The organism is Wolbachia endosymbiont (group A) of Cydia splendana (assembly GCF_947179475.1).
GTDB lineage: Bacteria > Pseudomonadota > Alphaproteobacteria > Rickettsiales > Anaplasmataceae > Wolbachia > Wolbachia pipientis.
The window spans coordinates 1044522-1063631 of sequence record NZ_CAMXBP010000001.1 but is presented as its reverse complement, the minus strand read 5'-3'; the positions used below and the strand labels follow the sequence as shown (position 1 = coordinate 1063631).

Annotated in this window: 21 protein-coding genes, 1 tRNA gene and 2 pseudogenes; 15 read left to right on the top strand and 9 right to left on the bottom strand. The window is 35.5% G+C overall.

The genetic code is table 11. From position 1 onward, the window contains the following. Positions 1 to 50 precede the first annotated feature (50 nt). A pseudogene (locus OM961_RS07705) lies at positions 51 to 149 on the bottom strand (TomO hydrophobic C-terminal domain-containing protein); the annotation flags it as partial. A 90-nt stretch (positions 150 to 239) separates the two neighbouring features. Further along, positions 240 to 1691 (bottom strand): phage terminase large subunit, encoded by a 1452-nt coding sequence (gene terL, locus OM961_RS05405; RefSeq protein WP_264339549.1) that lies wholly within the window; start codon positions 1689 to 1691, stop codon positions 240 to 242. Positions 1692 to 2862: 1171 nt separating this feature from the next. Here terL and OM961_RS05400 point away from each other — a divergent pair. Next, positions 2863 to 2936 (top strand) — tRNA-Arg (locus OM961_RS05400). An 8-nt stretch (positions 2937 to 2944) separates the two neighbouring features. Here OM961_RS05400 and OM961_RS05395 read toward each other — a convergent pair. Beyond that, positions 2945 to 3895, bottom strand: coding sequence for a complex I NDUFA9 subunit family protein (locus OM961_RS05395; protein ID WP_264339548.1), 951 nt, complete (start codon positions 3893 to 3895; stop codon positions 2945 to 2947). A 50-nt stretch (positions 3896 to 3945) separates the two neighbouring features. After that, positions 3946 to 5322, bottom strand: a complete 1377-nt coding sequence (locus OM961_RS05390) for a UDP-N-acetylmuramoyl-tripeptide--D-alanyl-D-alanine ligase (protein WP_264339547.1) — start codon at positions 5320 to 5322, stop codon at positions 3946 to 3948. Between the two features lie 185 nt (positions 5323 to 5507). Between OM961_RS05390 and OM961_RS05385 the strand changes: the two genes are divergently transcribed. From OM961_RS05385 to mdh, 7 genes are read left to right on the top strand one after another with little or no spacing between them, the layout of a single operon-like run. Continuing rightward, positions 5508 to 6290: a hypothetical protein gene (locus tag OM961_RS05385; protein WP_155969270.1), complete on the top strand. Its 783-nt coding sequence runs from the start codon at positions 5508 to 5510 to the stop codon at positions 6288 to 6290. A gap of 16 nt (positions 6291 to 6306) precedes the next feature. Beyond that, a complete protein-coding gene (locus tag OM961_RS05380; protein WP_264339546.1) occupies positions 6307 to 6564 on the top strand; it encodes a hypothetical protein in 258 nt (85 codons plus the stop codon). Positions 6565 to 6567: 3 nt separating this feature from the next. Further along, positions 6568 to 6936 carry an HIT domain-containing protein gene (locus OM961_RS05375; RefSeq protein WP_010082356.1) on the top strand — a complete coding sequence of 123 codons (369 nt, stop codon included), beginning with the start codon at positions 6568 to 6570 and terminating at the stop codon, positions 6934 to 6936. A gap of 18 nt (positions 6937 to 6954) precedes the next feature. Further along, positions 6955 to 7308, top strand: a complete 354-nt coding sequence (locus tag OM961_RS05370) for an NADH-quinone oxidoreductase subunit A (RefSeq protein WP_006279576.1) — start codon at positions 6955 to 6957, stop codon at positions 7306 to 7308. A 3-nt stretch (positions 7309 to 7311) separates the two neighbouring features. Then, the gene (locus OM961_RS05365) at positions 7312 to 7818 is read left to right on the top strand and encodes a NuoB/complex I 20 kDa subunit family protein (protein ID WP_006279574.1); all 507 of its coding nucleotides are present in this window, start codon (positions 7312 to 7314) and stop codon (positions 7816 to 7818) included. Next, the gene (locus tag OM961_RS05360; RefSeq protein WP_006279573.1) at positions 7811 to 8383 is read left to right on the top strand and encodes an NADH-quinone oxidoreductase subunit C; all 573 of its coding nucleotides are present in this window, start codon (positions 7811 to 7813) and stop codon (positions 8381 to 8383) included. Before OM961_RS05365 ends, OM961_RS05360 begins: the two co-directional genes overlap by 8 nt. Before the next feature lie 3 nt (positions 8384 to 8386). Then, on the top strand, positions 8387 to 9337 hold the full coding sequence (gene mdh, locus OM961_RS05355; protein WP_264339545.1) for a malate dehydrogenase: 951 nt from the start codon (positions 8387 to 8389) through the stop codon (positions 9335 to 9337). A gap of 27 nt (positions 9338 to 9364) precedes the next feature. Here mdh and OM961_RS05350 read toward each other — a convergent pair whose 3' ends face one another. Genes OM961_RS05350 through OM961_RS05340 form a run of 3 tightly spaced genes read right to left on the bottom strand, consistent with a single transcriptional unit; the run spans position 9365 to position 11227 of the window. Next, positions 9365 to 10132 carry a TatD family hydrolase gene (locus tag OM961_RS05350; protein WP_264339544.1) on the bottom strand — a complete coding sequence of 256 codons (768 nt, stop codon included), beginning with the start codon at positions 10130 to 10132 and terminating at the stop codon, positions 9365 to 9367. Further along, on the bottom strand, positions 10129 to 10617 hold the full coding sequence (locus OM961_RS05345) for an RNA pyrophosphohydrolase (RefSeq protein WP_006279569.1): 489 nt from the start codon (positions 10615 to 10617) through the stop codon (positions 10129 to 10131). The genes OM961_RS05350 and OM961_RS05345 overlap by 4 nt, the downstream gene beginning before the upstream one ends. After that, the gene (locus OM961_RS05340) at positions 10610 to 11227 is read right to left on the bottom strand and encodes an AAA family ATPase (RefSeq protein WP_264339543.1); all 618 of its coding nucleotides are present in this window, start codon (positions 11225 to 11227) and stop codon (positions 10610 to 10612) included. The genes OM961_RS05345 and OM961_RS05340 overlap by 8 nt, the downstream gene beginning before the upstream one ends. A gap of 179 nt (positions 11228 to 11406) precedes the next feature. On the opposite strand from OM961_RS05340, the gene rsfS reads away from it, so the two are divergent. Genes rsfS through tyrS form a run of 3 tightly spaced genes read left to right on the top strand, consistent with a single transcriptional unit; the run spans position 11407 to position 13206 of the window. Beyond that, positions 11407 to 11724 (top strand): ribosome silencing factor, encoded by a 318-nt coding sequence (gene rsfS, locus OM961_RS05335; RefSeq protein ID WP_006279567.1) that lies wholly within the window; start codon positions 11407 to 11409, stop codon positions 11722 to 11724. Further along, on the top strand, positions 11715 to 11954 hold the full coding sequence (locus OM961_RS05330) for a hypothetical protein (protein WP_182309670.1): 240 nt from the start codon (positions 11715 to 11717) through the stop codon (positions 11952 to 11954). The genes rsfS and OM961_RS05330 overlap by 10 nt, the downstream gene beginning before the upstream one ends. A 1-nt stretch (position 11955) precedes the next feature. Continuing rightward, positions 11956 to 13206 carry a tyrosine--tRNA ligase gene (gene tyrS / locus OM961_RS05325; protein WP_007548582.1) on the top strand — a complete coding sequence of 417 codons (1251 nt, stop codon included), beginning with the start codon at positions 11956 to 11958 and terminating at the stop codon, positions 13204 to 13206. 180 nt (positions 13207 to 13386) lie between these two features. Here tyrS and OM961_RS05320 read toward each other — a convergent pair whose 3' ends face one another. After that, the gene (locus tag OM961_RS05320; protein WP_264339542.1) at positions 13387 to 13563 is read right to left on the bottom strand and encodes a hypothetical protein; all 177 of its coding nucleotides are present in this window, start codon (positions 13561 to 13563) and stop codon (positions 13387 to 13389) included. Positions 13564 to 13604: 41 nt separating this feature from the next. Here OM961_RS05320 and OM961_RS07700 point away from each other — a divergent pair. Next, a pseudogene (locus tag OM961_RS07700) lies at positions 13605 to 14545 on the top strand (IS5 family transposase). A 403-nt stretch (positions 14546 to 14948) separates the two neighbouring features. On the opposite strand, the gene OM961_RS05300 reads toward OM961_RS07700, so the two are convergent. Next, on the bottom strand, positions 14949 to 16274 hold the full coding sequence (locus OM961_RS05300; RefSeq protein ID WP_264339205.1) for an IS4 family transposase: 1326 nt from the start codon (positions 16272 to 16274) through the stop codon (positions 14949 to 14951). Positions 16275 to 16377: 103 nt separating this feature from the next. Between OM961_RS05300 and OM961_RS07400 the strand changes: the two genes are divergently transcribed. From OM961_RS07400 to ruvB, 3 genes are all read left to right on the top strand, one after another. After that, a complete protein-coding gene (locus OM961_RS07400) occupies positions 16378 to 16686 on the top strand; it encodes an SWIM zinc finger family protein (RefSeq protein ID WP_405196812.1) in 309 nt (102 codons plus the stop codon). 862 nt (positions 16687 to 17548) lie between these two features. Continuing rightward, positions 17549 to 18130: a Holliday junction branch migration protein RuvA gene (gene ruvA / locus OM961_RS05290; protein WP_264339603.1), complete on the top strand. Its 582-nt coding sequence runs from the start codon at positions 17549 to 17551 to the stop codon at positions 18128 to 18130. After that, on the top strand, positions 18127 to 19107 hold the full coding sequence (gene ruvB / locus OM961_RS05285; protein ID WP_182309817.1) for a Holliday junction branch migration DNA helicase RuvB: 981 nt from the start codon (positions 18127 to 18129) through the stop codon (positions 19105 to 19107). Before ruvA ends, ruvB begins: the two co-directional genes overlap by 4 nt. Positions 19108 to 19110 lie beyond the last annotated feature (3 nt).

The window sequence follows — 19110 nt, the reverse complement described above, 5'->3', positions numbered from 1 at the left end:
AGAAATATACAATGAAAAGTAAAAAAATATTTTAATGGTTCTTGTGAATTTTACGAACCGGGTTGTGGGACCTTTTCAGAAAACCCTTGGACGTTGCTATTTTTAAGTGACTTTGAAGGCTCATTACAATAGTATATGATCGCAGCAGCAACGAGAAGCTAGATTCCAGTGTCAGCTACTTGCATGACAAAAAAAGGAGCGCTGGGATGACATCCTCCCTTGTGGAAATTGCTCTCAAATCACAATGCCCGTAAAGCTGCGACCCTAGAGGTACTGTTTCTCACCCACTGCAAATATTGCACGGTACTATCCACTTGGTCGTCGTGGCGCGTTTCTGGGAACATTAAAATCTCATACTCAAAATCGTTCAGCCATACTGCTTGGTGCGGCAGAAAAACCTTGCCAGACTCTATAGTCGGAACAATTTGATAAAATCGAGTGAGTTTGTCATCATGTGGCACTATTTCAATAATCGGTAAATCACTGTTTGTCTTTAGCTCTTGTACTAATTGCTGACCACTTGTTTTGGCTTCGATCAAAATCGCGTGTGGTGACCATCTTGCAGCTAGTGATAAAACTTGTTCTTTAAGCTTTGGATACTCAAGCTTTGCGCGATATACATCAAGTAAATAGAATTTATTATCTATTTTTGCCCAGGTGGTGCAGACACTAAAGTTGCTCATGTTACTTGTTGAAACCGCAGTATCCCAACTTTGTGTTATATGCGAGAGATTATCAGGAAATTTTTTATAGCGTTTCAACCACTCTGGTTTAATTATACCACTTGAAAGCGGCAGAGGGTTTTGTTGATATTGAGCAGCAAAAGCGTAACTCCCAAGTTCAGCTTTTATTATCTCAACTTCTTCTTTTCCTCCATCGAGGGGATATAACAACTGACCTTCTTCTCTTGAATATAATATCCTTACAGGTGACGCTGGTTTATTATATAATCGCCTGGTCGCACAGTGCTGAGCTACTCGGATGATAGGAACGGGAGGTATTGGCTTTTTGATTGAATAAATAACCTGCTTATTTTCAGAAATCATTGGCAAACAAATATGATGCCATATGTTTTTTGGCTTGGAGAGAAGGTGTCCAGTTAAGTCCTCCTGGTGTAGCCTGTGCATTACAAGAACGATGACTCCTTTTTTTCTATCGTTCAGCCTGGTTACTAAAGTCTGATCAAACCAGTTTGTGGCACGCTTTCTAAGCGTTTCACTCAAAGCTTGAGCAGAACTGAGCGGATCGTCCACAATGATAAAATCACCACCTTCACCAGTTAGTGTTCCACCAACTGATGTTGCGATTCTGTATCCTCTCTGCACTGTTTGAAATTTATATTTTGTATTCTGGTCTTTGGATAGTTCTATCTCTGGAAATAGCGCTCTATACCAACTAGACTGCATCACGCACCTGGTGTCGAGCGAGTGCTTTTCGCTGAGCCGCTGAGAATAACTTGCAACTATTATTCTCGCAGTTGGTTGGTTTCCCAGTATCCATGCGGGCCACGCAACGCTTATGCACATGGACTTCATCGAGCGCGGAGGCATATTGAATATTATTCGTTTCACTTCACCAGCGCTCGCTGCTTCCAGCCTGTCTGCTATGACTTTTATATACTGATAACCGTTATACTCACACCCCGGCACTACCGTTTGAAAGCACAGTTCAATGAATTTTAGAAAGTTCATGATATAATGTTGAAACCAACGCGTGACGCTGGGATGACAAAAAAAGGAGCACTGAAGGCTATAGGTGAGACGTCGCGGTATCTCTAGATCCCGCTAACAACTTACTATTACCCACAAATATAAATGTTTGTTGCATAGCTCTTAATGGCATAACTTTTGCTTGAAATAACTGTTTATATGGTGCAATTTACAGCTTTTAGTTGCTAAAATTATAACTCTTAGTTTAATAATTTTAATCTAATAAGCTTTCAGGTTAATAAAATTAAATTATTTGAGTAAATACAATACTATGTTTTTATTTGTGGGTAATAGTAAGCGCTAACAAGCAGCGGGATGACGAATTACTTAACCATCATTACACCGTCATACCGCGATTCATTCGCGGTATCTCTTAACATAGATCCCCTACTATACCTTAACATAGATCCCGCTAACAAGCAGCGGGATGACGAATTACTTAACCATCATCTACACCGTCATACCGCGATTCATTCGCGGTATCTCAAAGCATAGATCCCGCTAACACGTAGCGGGATGACGGTTGTTGTTTAGCTATAAATATTAAGAAATTTACCAAATGAAAAAAAAGGCAAAAGAAACCCTGGGGTTATTATCCGCTTTAAAATATTGGCGTTTTTTATGTTTTAAACGCTTGACAAGCGAGATTCAGCCGCTTTTAATTGCAACTAACCTACGCTGCAAATGTTTAAGAAATTTACTAAGCAGAAAAAAAGACAAAGAATCCCCGAGTTAGCTAGTCTTTTACTATCTCTGTCGAGTATTGGCATTTTTTGATGTCTTGTAACGCTTTATAAGCGCGTTCAGCTTATTTAGATAAAAATCTAGATGTAGATGAAGTTTTGTAAAGACATACAGTATCTATATACTGCAAAAAATTGAACATAAGACGCCGATACATTAAGTAATCCTTACCTTTTAATCTGCAGATTGGCGAAAGCAAATACAATAGCTTCAGTTTCATGATAAGGGGGCTGGCGGAGTTTGTCAAGCAACTTTCTATATAATATTTTCTAAAATAAATAGACTTCTCGCATCCAATTTCGGTAGCGCGCGACACACAACTGCAATGACAAGGTTTTGTAAGATAAACATCATATTCACACGAAGTACTTGACTTCACTTGTACTAAGAAGCATTTTATATATGTTGTGTGCCCGTAGCTCAGCTGGATAGAGCAACAGCCTTCTAAGCTGTGGGTCGTAGGTTCGAATCCCACCGGGCACACTCTTTTATCAATACTTTCTATAAATCTTCAAGTACTCTGGCACCACATTTTCAATTGCTAATGGTCGAACCTTCATTGTTTCAAGGTCAACTGACTTTTCGATTGAACTATTCATCATAACTTTCACCTGATCTTGAGTAAGCATAGGGTTCGTATCTCCGGTTATTGGTTTTAGCAGCATAGAAATAATTTTATTTTCTAAAAAGAAAGCTATTAACTTTGCCATTGGAAAAGATACATTGATCAACAAACACTTTCTGTTAGTAACATTCAGAATAAACTTCAATAAGCTTTTGAAAGAGTAAACCTTTGGTCCACCCATGTTATAAATTTTCTTGTCTTGCTTATTAAAACTGATAATACGATATACTACTTCAGCTAAGTCTGTTACACATATTGGCTGAAATTTAGTTGTTCCATTGCCAATTAGTGGTAAGAAAGGAAGAATAGTTGCTAATCTTGCAAATTTATTAAAGAAGTTGTCTTCTTTACCAAATACAAGGCTTGGCCTAATTATTATTGCTTTTTGAAATGCTGAAGTTACAGCTTTTTCACCTTCCAATTTACTTTTGGCATATTTTGACAACTTGCTATTTTCTATTCCCATAGCAGAAAAATGTATCATCATAGGTACATTTTTCATTTTTGCAGCTTTTGCTATCCTTTCAGCTATTTTAACGTGAACAGCGTAAAAATCGTGCTTTTTTGCTTCATATAATATTCCCACTAAGTTTATAGCTACATCACATTCTTCCATACCATCCAGAACTGATTTTTCATCAAAAAAATCGCCTTTAAATATTGATATTTGTCCTAAATTGCCACACAATTTTAAACAAGCAGCTTTTTCCTGATTACGAGTGAATATCTTTATTAAATATCCTTCTGCTGCCAAGCGTCTTACGATGTGTTTCCCTATAAACCCCGTTCCACCAAAAATAATTACACGTTTTATCACAATTAAAGTTCCTAATAATTTGTTACTGTAAATTAATACAATGATTTCGCTTAATATTTTATTACGAATTCCCGTACAATAAGATCCATTTTCATTCCTCGTGAGCCTTTAACTAGAATTGCGTCATTATTCTGAATAATGTTAGCTAAATCACTTTTCAATTGATTAGAATCATTAAAATGCGTGCCTCTTATATTATCTGGCAAAAACTCATGCAATTCTAACATAAATTTACCAACTGTATAAACTTTATCTACATTATTTTCTGTGATAACCTTAACCAGATCTGTATGAAATTTTATGCTTTCATCACCAAGTTCCAATATATCACCAAGCAAAGCTACTTTTCTCTGATTAGAATATGTACTCAAAGTTTTTATCGCAGTTTTCATCGAAGCAGGGCTGGCGTTATAGGAGTCATCAATTAAATGTATATATTTTCTATTGTATTTGACCTTATGAATATTGCCTCTACCTTTCGTTACACTAAAATTCTTAAGTGCAAGTGGTAATTTTGATAAATCAAGTCCGAGGCTCTGCACAACTGCTGCTGCAACAAGTAGCGAATAAGCAAAATGCTCACCTTGCACACGTAAATTACAGTTTATAGTTTGATTATCACTCAGCCTGATTTTTAAATTTAGCCCGTCATCATTTCTTATTAGGTCCAACAAACAAACTTCAGCATTTTTATCTTTACCGAAGCTTATTACATTTCTATTGGCATGTGATGAGAGATAATCATAATATTTATTATCTCTGTTCAAAATCAAAGTACCGTTATTTTTCATACCATACAGAATCTCTAACTTCGCTTGTGCAACGTCAAATAGTGATGAAAAATTTTCAGTATGTGCAGGTTCGATGTTGGTAATAACTGCAATATTCGGATTACTAATCTTTGATAATTCTTTTATTTCACCAGCTTTATTCATTCCCATTTCAAGGATTAAGTACTGGCAGTTTTTTGGAGCTTTTAGAATTGTCAAAGGCAATCCTATATTATTATTTAAGTTACCTTCGTTTGCATGGGACACTCCATATTGCGATAAAACAGTGTGCAGCATATCCTTTGTAGTAGTTTTCCCGACACTGCCTGTAATTGCAATAACTTTAGCGTCAACAAGAACATTTCTAATATAGTATGATGCCATATCGTGCAAAGCTTTCAGGGTATCTTGTACAATAACGAGAGGAAAATTTTTATATTTACCCTCACTTACTATTGCAGCTACTGCCCCTTTTAAAAACGCTTCATGCAAAAAATTATGGCCATCAAAATTCTTTCCCTTGAGTGCAATAAATAAATCACCTTTTTTTATGCTTCTTGTATCCGTTGAAATATTTGAGCTATGTATCCAATTACAACCATTTACGTCTCTTCCGCCAGTTGCATCAATGATATTATTTGTGCTCCATTTAAGCATAATTTAGAGAGTATTCTTTATAATAAATTGAACAATAAAAGTAGCGAAAATACTACATGTTTTAGACAATGTACAAATAATGGTTGCAATCCCTATAATTCTATCTTATAATGGATATAGAAGTTTAAATTTTTTCGTCTATAATTAAAATGTATTTAGTTGTAGAAAGTACCTTGGAGGTATGTATGTTCACAGGAAAAAATGAAAAATCTACTTCTATACTAGCTAAAGTTGGTAATGCAGCTTCGGGAGTAGGAAGTTTTCTGGGTAGAGGTGTAAAAGTTCTAGTCAAGGGTGCAGTGTACCCTATATGGCCAAAGAATTGGTTTAAGTCCTGGGATGAAATGCGGCACGACATAAAAAATGGCGGACGTTCTATTATTGGCAACCCACTTGAAGAATATGATCCACCTATAGAAACCACACAAGCTAGTGAGGATCTTGGTGTCCAAATAATGGAGCAAAAGAAAGGAACAGGAAAGGTAACTTTTTTAGCATCAAGGACTCTGACAGGGGATATACCCTATTTGACGCCGGAACGATTAGGTGAAATAAAGCAAAACCTGCCAAATGTAACTATCTTTAAAGAAGAAAACAAAGTTGTAATTGAAGTTGATGTTAAAAAAATAATTGAAGACATCAAAAAGAACAATCCAGGAATTGATGAGAAAAGAATAAAAGAGCTTGCTCTTGAAAAAATTGCTGAAGGAGCTGAAGGAGTTGGTGGCAACCTTAAAAAGCTAGCAAAAATTACTGGCGGAGAATTTAAAGTTCACACAGACTTAAAATTGCTGTATGGTATTGCAGAAAAATTGTATAAGGAATATGATGATCAAAAGCAGTCATCAGACAAAGTTGTGAAGTCTGATGTTGGTCAGCCTTCAGAAACTATAGCTTCAGGTGAGAAAAAATGGGCGCAAGAAGCTATAAAAGCAGGTAAGTCGCAAAGTTGTGGAATGCAAAAATAAGTTATAGGGGAGTATTATGAGTGAAGCTAAAAAAATAGAGGAAAGACATCATAGTCTAACTGTTCCTGGGGATATGTATCACTTACAACCAGGAGTTATTACTGGAAAAAGGGTAAGTGGAATAGAACCCTTTTTGAAAGAACAGCAGGACATGGTAAAAGTAAGGGAACTTGTAAGCTCCTTAAATCTTGAAGATCCTTCTGGTGAAGCGATAAAACCACTATCTACACCTAATGTAGAGAAAAACGAAGAAAGAGGGAAAGGTCGCTCTTAAAATATGAGCAATGAAGTTTATGATAGCGATAACATCTTTGCTCAAATATTAAGAGGTGAGTTACCTTGTGAGAAGGTACATGAAAATGAAAATGTACTAGCTTTTCATGATAAGTACCCTGACGCACCAGTTCATATTTTAGTTATATCAAAAAATCAATATATTTCATATGATGATTTCATTCTAAAAGCTCCTGAAGAGGAAATAGCGGATTTCTTCAAAACTGTAAGAGAGATAGCACACAAATATAATCTAGAAAAAACAGGATATAGATTAGTCACTAACTACGGTGAAAATGGAGAGCAGGTTGTACCACACTTTCACGTGCATATTTTAGGTGGTAAAAAGTTAGGAAAGCATGTAAACTCATAGTGTTATATGTTTTGTTAAATGAGCGAATATTTAACCATAGTAATCTTTATCTGCGTATCAATTGTAGTATCTTTTGCTTTAGGTATATTGCCTATGTTTCTTGCAGTGAGTAAGCCAGATGGTGAAAAGCTTTCCACATATGAGTGTGGCTTCAATCCACTATCCAGTGCAAGAAAAAATTTTGACATTAAATTTTATCTAGTTTCAATATTATTTATAATATTTGACTTAGAAATTGCTTTTCTTTTTCCTTGGGCTGTTTCTTTATCTAAGATAAGCTATGGTGGATTTTGGTCTATGATGGTATTTCTTGCAATACTCACTATAGGTTTTATCTATGAATGGTGTAAAGGTGCATTAGAGTGGGAGTAGTTTATGACAAATCAAATTCTATCTAATGATGACTGGGGTCGTTATAAAAAAGAAGGGTTTCTTGTCACTAAATTTGGTGATTTAACAGATTATGTAATGAATTGGGCAAGGTCTGGTTCATTGTGGCCAATGACATTTGGTCTTGCATGTTGCGCAGTTGAGATGATGCATACTGCATCCAGCCGTTATGATCTTGATAGATATGGTATAATGTTTCGTGCAAGCCCACGTCAATCAGATGTGATGATTGTTGCTGGCACACTAACTAATAAAATGGCAGCAGCATTGCGCAAGGTTTATGATCAAATGGCAGACCCGAAGTATGTTATTTCCATGGGAAGTTGTGCAAATGGTGGTGGTTATTACCATTACTCTTATTCAGTAGTCCGAGGCTGTGATAGAATTGTGCCAGTTGACGTGTATGTCCCTGGATGCCCACCAACCGCTGAGGCGTTGCTATATGGAATGCTATGCCTACAAAACAAAATAAAACGGACTCGGAATGGATAAAACTGCAAAGTATATACAAAAAAAGACCAAATGCGAGTGCATTCAAAAAGATGATGGCATTATTGTAATATATTCAACTTTAGATGAAATTGAAAAGTACCTATTCTTTCTACGTGATGATGAAAAGTGTAGGTTTGAACTATTAGTTGATATTTTTGGGGTTGACTATCCAAATAGAGAGAAGCGTTTCGAGCTAATATACAATCTGCTCAGCATTGTGCATAATATTAGAGTACACATAAAGCTTCAGTTATGTGAAAGCGACATGCCTCCAAGTGTAGCGAAGATATTTAGTACGGCTTTGTGGTTTGAGCGTGAAGTGTTTGATATGTATGGAATAGAGTTTTCTGATCACCCTGATTTGCGTAGGATTCTAACAGACTATGGATTCAAAGGTCATCCAATGTTAAAAGATTTCCCTCTCACTGGTTATGAGGAAGTAAGATATGATATAGAGACAAAAAAGGTTGTGTATAATCCTATAGATTTACCGCAAGATTTTCGTATGTTTGATAGCTTATCGCCTTGGGAAGGTAAAACCATAAAAGTAAATACAAAGGAGTAGAAAATGACAGTACAAAGAAAAAAAATATCTTTAATCGGTGCAGGAAATATCGGTGGAACTCTCACCCATATGATTGCACTAAGGGAACTCGGTGATGTTGTTTTACTTGATATTAGTGATGGAATACCACAAGGTAAAGCACTCGACATAGCAGAATCATCCCCTATTGATGGATTTAATGTCAATATTACTGGCACAAATAGGTATGAAGATATAAAAAACTCCGATGCAATTATAATAACCGCTGGCATCGCTAGAAAACCTGGAATGAGCAGGGATGACCTCCTGCAAACCAATGCTAAAGTAATGAAGGAGGTTGGCGAAAATATTAAAAAATATTCTCCAAACGCGTTTGTAATAGTGGTTACCAACCCTTTGGATGCCATGGTTTCAGTGGTGCATAAATTTTCAAACCTTCCAACTAATATGATTGTTGGCATGGCAGGAGTGCTTGATTCTTCCCGTTTTCGTTACTTTCTTGCAAGTGAGTTAAATATCTCAGTTGAAGATATATCTGCTTTTGTGCTTGGAGGACATGGCGACACTATGGTATCACTAATCAATTGTGCTTCAGTTGCTGGAGTTCCACTTACTCAAATTATCGATATGGGTCTTATCACACAGAAAAAAGTCGATGAAATAGTTGAACGCACTCGCAATGGCGGTAAAGAAATAGTTGATCTGCTTAAGTCTGGATCTGCATACTACGCTCCTGCATCTTCAGCTATATGCATGTTAGAATCATATTTAAAAGATAAGAGGCGCATATTACCATGTGCTGCTTACCTTAATGGTGAATATGGTGTAGAAGAGTTGTTTATTGGTGTTCCTGTAATTATTGGAAAAAACGGAATTGAAAAGATCCTAGAAGTTAAAATGAATGATAGTGAACAAGAAATGTTTAATAAGTCTGTAAACTCGGTGAGAGAGCTGGTGAAATCTTTAGGTTCATAAGCAAATTAATGGTTTTATAGAGCTTCTTTATAGCTCAAACAGCCTAAAAAAGTTGCTTGTGGTTACCTTCGCTACTTGTTCTGGTGACTCATTCCACAACTCTGCCAAACAATCAACAACGTATTTCACCATTGCTGGTTCATTCTTTTTTCCCCTATAAGGCTCAGGTGATAGATATGGTGCATCAGTTTCGACTAAAACACGCTCGCGTGGTACATTTTGTGCAATTTCTCTGAGTAAGCTCGCATTTTTAAAAGTAATAATTCCAGAAAATGAAATATATAACCCCAAATCTATAGATTGATCAGCAAGTTCTTTAGAGGAAGCAAAGCAGTGCATTACTCCACTAAAAGCACCGGCTTTCATTTCTGACCTTAACATATCGATCATCTCATTATCAGCGCTTCTTGTGTGAATAACTAAAGGTAGTCCAGTTATTCTTGACGCTTCTATATGTAATGCAAAACTTTTTTTCTGATTGTCTTTGTTGTCAGATTTATAAAAATCTAACCCGGTTTCACCGATACTAATTACCTTTTGATTTTTGGTAAATTCAACTAATTCATCAACATGTATACACTCACCGTTTTCTATAGCAGCATCAAGCGGATGTATACCAACAGAGGAGTAGACCTGATCATAGGATGAAGAAATTTTTAATAACTTAGGAACATCGTCAATGCTTACGCATATGTTATGCAAAACCTTTACACCATTTTGCTCTGCCCTTGAAATTACTTTTGGTATTTCATCGTCAGAAAAATAAATCAAGTGGCAATGAGAATCTACTATCATGAGCTTATTGTTGAGGCTTTTATTATAGAAGAAAACTCTTCTATCACTGTTTTATAAACTTCTTTTTTAAATGATATAGCACTGGCTACTAAACTATCTATACCTTGCCAACGCCACTCTTTGAACTCTGGATGACCAGTATAATTAATATCAATGTCCTCATCCTCTCCGCAAAACTTCATTAAGAACCACCTTTGCTTTTGACCAGAATATTTTCCATTCCAGCATATTGGTATAACTTCTTCAGGCAAGTTGTAGTATATCCAATCCTTGCTTTTAGTTATAACCTTTACTTTATTAGTACCAACCTCCTCTAGCAACTCACGTAACGCTGCTTGTTCCAGTTCCTCACCATCATCAACACCTCCTTGTGGCATCTGCCAGTAAGAATCGCTATCAAAGCGTTTTCCAATAAAGGCATGTCCTTGTCTGTTAAATAGCATTATGCCAACACAAGGACGGTACTTATCTTTCTGCTCAACCACGAGTACGCTCTGTTTTTAAATGATTTGTTACAGAAGTTTTAATTAATTTTCCATTTTTTTCTTTCTTCATCTCTTCAACAATTTTCTTTGCAACTTCCTTTGCATTCAAGTTCGAGTTATCAATTTCAAGCGAACCCTCAGGTATAAATAGCCTTTTCCCTTCAATTTTCTTTATAGCAAAATCCGGATCAGTAATTTTATTTTCCTGATATCTCTCTTCTGATTGGACACGTCTTACTAGTTTTTCATTATTACAATGTAATACTACAGAAAAAATTTCCATGTCCATTTTTTTACTTAAATTTACCACTGAGTTATATAATCTTTGGTCATAGGGATCACCCTCTATCAATTCATTTGTAAATATATAATGTTTTGATTTTACGTAGTGTTTTTCCAGTATTGCTAATACATTTTCCCTAACTGCAAAAATTTTTTCCCATAGGTCATCTGGAACTTCAGCGTTTTGTAATTTAACAATATCAAATATAATATTATTGAATAGATTATTGCTTACTATTACTGCACCAATGATTTTACACAGTTCCTTTGCAGTAGTAAACTTACCACTGCCTGGAAAGCCGATTAAGTAGATGAGAGTCTTGCCCATAATGAATACTAGTAAAAAGCTATTTTCAATTATATAAAAAGTATATACATTGTACATGCTAAAAACATGATGATAAAATAGATGCAGGTAATACCTTTAACAAGTAGTTGCGTTGAAAATAGTTCATATTTAGAAATTTTGAGTATATAATTATAAATGAATCATATAACCTGTAAACAATGCTTAGCGATATGGAATCGATAAGAAGTACAATTGAAGAGATAATAGATCAAAATAAAGGTCATGATATAGTAACTTTTGATGTGCAGAATAAAACCGTTATTGCAAAATATATGATTATTGCATCTGGTGATTCAAGCCGTCACGTTAAAGCTTTAGCTGAGCACGTAATAAAAAGCCTCAAGCCACATGATAAAATAGATGTAGAAGGTATGGATGAAGGCAATTGGGTAGTTTTGAATTTTCAAGGCATAATGGTTCACATATTCAGGCCGGAAGTAAGGGAGTATTATAAAATAGAAGAGTTATGGAACTGATTGCCTGGATAGCTGGTGCACAACTGCACAAACGTTGTAATTTTGAAGGCAACTCCTGCACAGGTAGTGGTGTCATGAAAGTAGCTGACACTGGAATCCAGTTTTTCATGCAATTTCATCGAAAACGTTGTATAGTGTGCTTGTTTATAATTAAGTTCCAGTGTCTGGGCACTGGCTTCTCTATTAGGGTTACCTTCAGCATTAATGACAGGATAGACTGGGGTTTATAAAATGAAACACGCATCTGAATTTTTAAATTTCATCCAAGAAAGAGGGTACCTATACCAATGCACAAACATTGAAGGACTAGATCAATTATTATTGCAGAGCAATTATATAGTTGCATACATTGGGTTTGATTGCACAGCACCAAGTCTTCATGCTGGTCACCTAATTCAGATTATGATGCTCTGTCACCTACAAAAATTTGGTTATAAGCCGATAGTCTTACTTGGAGGTGGCACAACAAAAATTGGTGACCCATCCTTCAAAGATAAAGCAAGAAGCATCTTGCCTGTAGAGAACATCAATCAAAATACATCCAGTATAAGGAGAATATTAGAGAAAATGGTGTCTTTTAATGACAGCAAGACTGGTGCAATGATAGTAAATAACGCAGATTGGTTGGATAACATAAAATACATAGATTTTTTGCGTGATATAGGAGCTTATTTTTCTGTAAATCGTATGCTAAGTTTTGATAGTGTGAAAACCAGGCTGGATAGAGAGCAAACCTTAAGCTTTCTGGAATTTAATTACATGCTATTGCAAGCTTACGACTTTATTGAATTAAACAAAAAATATGATTGTCGTCTGCAGATTGGAGGGTCAGACCAGTGGGGAAATATAGTAAACGGAATTGAACTTGGAAAAAAGTTGAATTTACCTGAGCTATTTGGCCTTACCATGCCTCTTTTATTAAATGCACAAGGAAAAAAAATGGGCAAAACTGAAAGTGGAGCAGTGTGGCTTGATGATAATATGCTAAAGCCTTACGACTACTGGCAATATTTTCGCAACGTTGATGATCAAGATGTTGGACGTTTTTTAAGATTGCTCACTGATGTGCCAATTGATGAGATTAGAAAATTAGAGTCTTTAAAGGATCAAGAAATAAATGAAGCAAAAAAGGTCTTGGCAACAGAAGTGACAAAAATATGTCATGGTGACAAAGAAGCGGAACTTGCACAATTTGCTGCAATTTCTGCTTTTGAGAATGAAGATAGCTCACTACTTCCTGATTACATCATAAAAAAAGAACAAGTTGCAAGCGGCATATCCTTAGTAGACCTACTACATGACACCGGTTTTGAACCTTCAAAAGGCGCTGCAAAGCGTTTAATACAGGGCAACGGATGCAAGATTAATGATAATGTTGTAAACAATATTGATCATGTAATAAATTTCGAAAGCTTTAAAGATCAGCCATTTATAAAATTATCTGCAGGAAAGAAACGCCATATAAAAGTTGTGGTAGATTAGGTCTCGAAGTAAGAAAACAAATTTTATACAAGTGAGAAATTAGATATGGAGCAAATTTTCAAAATTCGAGAATTATGTATAAAACAACTGGAAAGATAGTAGAAAGCGAAATTCTATTATATATAGCTAAAGTGGCTTAGGTTTACCTACAATTTGAAAAACAACAAATTCGTCATTCCGCTACTCATTAGCGGAATCTGTACCGCGAATGAATCCATAACTGTACGGACATTGCAATTTGGGCCTACCAGGAGGGCAATGCCTCTTATCCAAGTACCCTCTTCTTGTCATCCCAGTGCTTGACACTGGGATGGCTTTGTTGCATAGCAACTGAAAAAATCTGGTGGCTACTGACAAAATTCATTATAAAATAGCCATTTAACCTTGAAAGAAAAAATATGCCACAAAAAATGAGGGTCAGTAACCATAGCGAATATAACAAATTTCTAGAAAAAAGAGGAAATATTTTTCATTATATCAACGAAGCCATAGAAAAGTGGTACGAGAATGGTCCAAAAATACCAGGTGGCAACAATATTTATAGCGATAAAGTTGTAATTTTGGTGCACATAATAACTTGTTTATTTAGAATAGGCCTGAGGCAAACAGTTGGGTTTATAGCAGGATACCTTGAGCAAATTGGGAAAAATTTGCAAGTTATCAGCTATTCACAATCATCAAGAAGGTTTAAGAAACTCAATATTAAGATCAATGATTGCAGAAAATAATATGGAAGATATCGAAATTGCTATAGACAGTACAGGAATTAGTATATACAACAACACTCCTGGTCATAGCAAAGAAAATAGCGAAGATAGAAAGTATCGCAGCTATGAACAGACAAGAAAATTGCATGTAATGTTGAATACAAACAGCAAAAAAGCCATAGCTGTAAAATACAGTAACGGCTGATCACTATGGAGCTTGTGATTTGCTAAAAGAAGTCGATTTTCAGTATGTCATAAAAGTACTATATGCAGATAGGGCATATGACAGAGAAAAGCTCTATAAGCTGTGTAATCAATATGGTATAAAAACGAAAATTCCTCCGAAAAACAACGCAGCAGAGCATCCAAAGTTAGACTATATGGCTGAGAGAAATTCTGCAGTCAAGCTCATAAAGTCATATGATGAAGATGGTATAAAGAAGTGGAAAAAAGAGATGAGTTATGGAAAAAGATCTTATATAGAAAGTTTTTTCTCGCGACTGAAACAAACATTCGGGTTTAGTTTTAGGAATAAATCTGAGACAAATAGAGAGAAGGAACTACTTGTTAAATGCTATTTGCTCAATAAGTTCACTGATATTGGTATGGCTAAATTTGAGATAGCTTCATAAATTTATTGTGCGTTACCTACTATCCGAAGAGCGATGCAACAAAGCCCACTGGGATCCAGGAATTTTATTAAGTTGGTAAGTATAAAAGTAGCCGTTTTATGTTAAAACACAACGTTCTTGATGAGATTACGGCAAGGCTGGATTCCAGTGTCAGCTACTTTCATGACACCATTTGCTGTGCAATTTACCTTCAAAAATGAATGTTCATACAGTTATGGAATGAATCGCGGTATGACGTAGGGAAACCTTTCTTGAGTTAGCTATAGCACTATAAAATTGTCCGCAGGGCCATATAAAAGTCGTGGTGAGTTAATAAATTTTTATGGAAGAAAGGATATATTAGAAAATTGAGGGTTTTAAAGGAGGTAAAAATGAGACTGTATTATAAAGCATACGCGTCAAGTTAAGAGATTGTGAGCAAATTTAGAGAGGTTAAAGTGGATACTCTAGCCCTTCTACGTTTGTCTTTTAATGAAAATCGCGACCAAGTTATAGTGAGTTTTTTAAGAAATGCTTTTAAACTATTAATTTTGGTTAATACTAAAAATAACTCTCTAACCCGCCTTTTTAGCTCAATAAATGCCTTTGTTAAGCTAAGTTCTGTATTCTTTTTCACTTCTGTGCAACCAACTATGCCGCGAAATATAAGAATTGCGCACAATTTAGCATATAGTTCACATAATACTCTGCATGGCTTTCCTTTTAGCTTATCAAGCCTGATATGGCTTTTATACAATTTAAATAATAACTCAATTTGCCACCTTACTCTGTAAATCGTTAATACTTGCTCAGCACTAATTTTATTTTCTGGAACATTAGTTATAAATATTGACCAGTTCAACAATTTTTGATTTCTTTTAGAGGATGTATATCCCTGCGATCTTGCTAATCTATTAGCTTTCCTTCTTCTGGCCATAGACTGTTCTTCAGTTAGTTTCTGACATATAATTCTTACTCTAATTTTTGCTTCTTTTCCTAACAATACCTCGTTTTCTAAAAATAACTTATCCTCTAAACATTCTAATAACTCCATTTTTTGATTTGTTTCTACATCATATATGTTGGTATCGGATTTATAACGACTTATGAAATAAGCTCCTATTTCATTGATTTGTTTAAAAGAACTTGGCACAAAATAACCGAGATCAGATATTAGCAAATCATTGCTTAATATATTACTTAAATGTTTCCTATATCCCTGGTCTGATCTTACCCCCTCCGTTAAATTAAGTTGGTCTATTATCTGATTCATGTAGTCGAAAACTAATTGTAACTTTATTCCAGACTTAGTATTGCTTTCATAGCCACTGTAGCTAGTACCATAACCTTTATACATCTCTTCCATACTGTTAGGTAGAGTAATATAGCTACTGTCCAATAATTTAACACTATTAAATTGCTGTAAGATTTTGCAATCAACTTGCAAGATATTTTTAAAGAGAATCACAGATTCATTATACATCCTTTTCATAAATTCCACTGCTTCTTCAGTAAATCTAAAATCCAAACCTTGTTTTGTTATATCTATCGAGTCCTCGTTTAGTAATTGACACATTGTTTCTACGCTACAATTATCAACTCCTATATTACCCAAGACCATGGCTTTTACGAATGATGAACCTTTTAGCTTTCTCTTTCTTTTTATAAACCTTGTTGTAATTGAGATTTTCTCTGCTTTTTCATTAAAAAATTCTTTGAGCTTTTTTGATAAGCAAGTTATTTTATTCATTGGTTCTCTCACTAAAAGTATATCTGGGAGAACTTATACCTTATTATTCTATCTCTTTCATACCTTTATTTCCTTAACTTGACGCGTATGGTATTATAAAGATATCACAGGTCTTATCAAAGAACCCTACCGCTCCAGAGGAAGGGATTATTTTGACAAAAGAAAGGTACAGATTATATCTGTTAATGAATCTCAAGCTAAATCAAAGGTAGTTGGATCAAATGTATATCGAGTAACACTAAAGCACGATGGTCCTCTTTTGAGTGGAACATGTTCCTGTCCTGCATTTGTGTATTATGGTCCATGTAAGCATATGGCTGCAACAGGTTTTGCTTTGGTTGCACTTGATAGAAAGGAGTATCGATCGTCTGCGCGCCCAGATGAACAGACTCTCTTTGAAAGGTTTTACTAAGAAAAACAAAGCAAGAGCTAATTTCAATAATTACTCGTTCCAGTAAACATTATCCTGAGATTTTTGAAGAACTAGAGGATAAAGAATATGAGCAATTTATTCAAAGTGAACTTTCAAAATCCGAGAATTATGTATAAAACAACCGGAAAGATGGTGAGATCAGGTAATCTATGGCTAAGACGTCATACCGCCGCGGTATCTCTTAGCCGCTAACACGTAGCGGGATGACGAGATGCCACCACGAACCGTCATACCGCGCGATTCATCCGCGGTATCTCTTAGCATAGATCCCGCTAACAAGCAGCGGGATGACGGTTGTCGTTTAGCTATAAACATTAAGAAATTTACCAAACGAAAAAAAAGGCAAAAAAAGCCCCATGATTGGCTAATTACTTACATTATACTTTCAAGTATGGCGTTTTTTTATTCTAAACACTTAATAACCGCGATTCAGCTACTTTTAAACCGCAACTAATCTAAATTATAAACGTTAAGAAATTTACTAAACAGAAAAAAAGGCAAAAGAAACCCTAGGTTAGCTAGTTATTCACTATCCATTTTTTAAGTTGGCGTTTTTTTATGTTTTAAACGCTTTATAAGCGCGTTTCAGCTTATGTAGGTAGAAATTTTATAAGACATAAGGTGCACATAGTGCAAAAAATTAAACATGATACGCCAGATACGTGAGTTTTTTTGTCATTTAATCTGTACAGAGAAGATAAATAAATAGCTTCAGTGTTTATGATAAGGGGGCTGGCGGAGTTTGTCAAGTGGTTTTTTAGCCACGTTTCCCTGTTATAATGTTCGTTTGCTTGACCTAAGATCCAGGAGTATTTAAACTGAACCCTATACAGTGCTAAAAATGATAGGAAATCTAAGCGGAATAGTTGATGAAGTGCGCAGTGATCACATAATCCTGAATGTGAATGATGTTGGCTATATGGTGTATCTTTCAGCCAAAACTTTAAATGCATGTTCCATCGGAAGTAGAGTTAAATTACTTATCGAAACCTATGCAAATAACAGAGAAAATGTCGCTCAGCTATATGGTTTTATAAGCAAAGAAGAACAGCAGTGCTTGAGGTTGCTTGTCAAAGTAAGCGGCGTTAGCTATAAAACTGCAATGTCAATTTTGAGTAAATTAACTCCAGAACAGCTATTTTTGGCAATTATGAATGAAGATAAAGTAGCACTCAAGATGAGTGGACTTGGCTTGAAACTCATAAATCGAATCATCACTGAATTGAGTGGCAAAGTAAGTAAACTAGAAATAAATAACAATAACTTTAATCCAATTAATGAAGATGCCCTTTCAGCATTGATCAATCTTGGATATGAAAAAATGAAAGCTTATGATACGATAAAGAAAATACAAGACGAATCGTCAAATCTGGACACTAAGGATATTATTCGCATAGCGCTTAAGGAGCTCTTAACATTATGAAATCAATATCGTGCGGTAAAGAATATACTGAAGATGTGCGCAATATCAACATCAGGCCTGAGCAACTTGATGATTTTGTCGGGCAAAAAGACTTAATACAAAATTTAAAAGTGTTTATAAACGCTGCACAGACGAGAACTGAAGCTTTAGATCACGTCTTATTGTACGGTCCTCCAGGGCTTGGCAAAACAACTTTAGCACAAATTGTTTCTAAAGAATTAAGAGTTAGCTTTCGCGCAACTTCTGGTCCTTTACTTAGTAAAGCTGGAGATTTGGCCGCAGTGCTTACCACTTTAAATGCAAAAGATGTTCTATTTATCGACGAAATCCATAGATTAAATCGCAGCATCGAAGAAGTTTTATATACTGCTATGGAAGATTTTTGCTTGGACATATTAGTAGGTGAAGGTCCATCTACTCGCACTTTAAGGATAGATCTACCACCATTTACGCTAATTGGAGCAACAACACGGCTTGGATTACTTTCTGCGCCACTCAGAGATCGTTTTGGCATTCCTTTGCATCTTGAGTTTTATTCCTTTGAGGAGCTGGTTAATATTATAAAAAGAGGCGCAAGAGTTCTTTCTGCTGAAATTGAAGAGGGTGCTGCGCGGGAAATTGCCTGCCGTGCGCGCGGCACTCCAAGAATTGCTTTGAGGTTACTCAGAAGAATAAGGGATTTTGTTGAAGTGAAAGATGATAAAAAAATTACTTATGAAGTCGCTGATTCTGTATTACTAAAATTGGGTGTAGATAAAATGGGACTCAATAAACTTGATATGAATTATCTAAGATTTTTATTCAACACTTCAGGCCCTGTTGGAATTGACACCATATCTATTGCGCTATCCGAAGATGTTGGCAATATTGAAGAAACAGTAGAACCTTATTTAATCAAAATTAGTTTTGTAAAGCGCACACCAAGAGGGCGCGTTCTAACCGATCAAGCAAAGGAGTATTTGAGCTTTCAACATTAAACA

Bases quoted from the DNA above. Each gene is read 5' to 3' on its own strand.
- terL (WP_264339549.1), bottom strand. From the start codon at position 1,691: ATGAACTTTCTAAAATTCATTGAACTGTGCTTTCAAACGGTAGTGCCG.
- OM961_RS05390 (WP_264339547.1), bottom strand. From the start codon at position 5,322: ATGCTTAAATGGAGCACAAATAATATCATTGATGCAACTGGCGGAAGA.
- OM961_RS05385 (WP_155969270.1), top strand. From the start codon at position 5,508: ATGTTCACAGGAAAAAATGAAAAATCTACTTCTATACTAGCTAAAGTT.
- OM961_RS05380 (WP_264339546.1), top strand. From the start codon at position 6,307: ATGAGTGAAGCTAAAAAAATAGAGGAAAGACATCATAGTCTAACTGTT.
- OM961_RS05375 (WP_010082356.1), top strand. From the start codon at position 6,568: ATGAGCAATGAAGTTTATGATAGCGATAACATCTTTGCTCAAATATTA.
- OM961_RS05370 (WP_006279576.1), top strand. From the start codon at position 6,955: ATGAGCGAATATTTAACCATAGTAATCTTTATCTGCGTATCAATTGTA.
- OM961_RS05365 (WP_006279574.1), top strand. From the start codon at position 7,312: ATGACAAATCAAATTCTATCTAATGATGACTGGGGTCGTTATAAAAAA.
- OM961_RS05360 (WP_006279573.1), top strand. From the start codon at position 7,811: ATGGATAAAACTGCAAAGTATATACAAAAAAAGACCAAATGCGAGTGC.
- mdh (WP_264339545.1), top strand. From the start codon at position 8,387: ATGACAGTACAAAGAAAAAAAATATCTTTAATCGGTGCAGGAAATATC.
- OM961_RS05350 (WP_264339544.1), bottom strand. From the start codon at position 10,132: ATGATAGTAGATTCTCATTGCCACTTGATTTATTTTTCTGACGATGAA.
- OM961_RS05340 (WP_264339543.1), bottom strand. From the start codon at position 11,227: ATGGGCAAGACTCTCATCTACTTAATCGGCTTTCCAGGCAGTGGTAAG.
- rsfS (WP_006279567.1), top strand. From the start codon at position 11,407: ATGCTTAGCGATATGGAATCGATAAGAAGTACAATTGAAGAGATAATA.
- OM961_RS05330 (WP_182309670.1), top strand. From the start codon at position 11,715: ATGGAACTGATTGCCTGGATAGCTGGTGCACAACTGCACAAACGTTGT.
- tyrS (WP_007548582.1), top strand. From the start codon at position 11,956: ATGAAACACGCATCTGAATTTTTAAATTTCATCCAAGAAAGAGGGTAC.
- OM961_RS05300 (WP_264339205.1), bottom strand. From the start codon at position 16,274: ATGAATAAAATAACTTGCTTATCAAAAAAGCTCAAAGAATTTTTTAAT.
- ruvA (WP_264339603.1), top strand. From the start codon at position 17,549: ATGATAGGAAATCTAAGCGGAATAGTTGATGAAGTGCGCAGTGATCAC.
- ruvB (WP_182309817.1), top strand. From the start codon at position 18,127: ATGAAATCAATATCGTGCGGTAAAGAATATACTGAAGATGTGCGCAAT.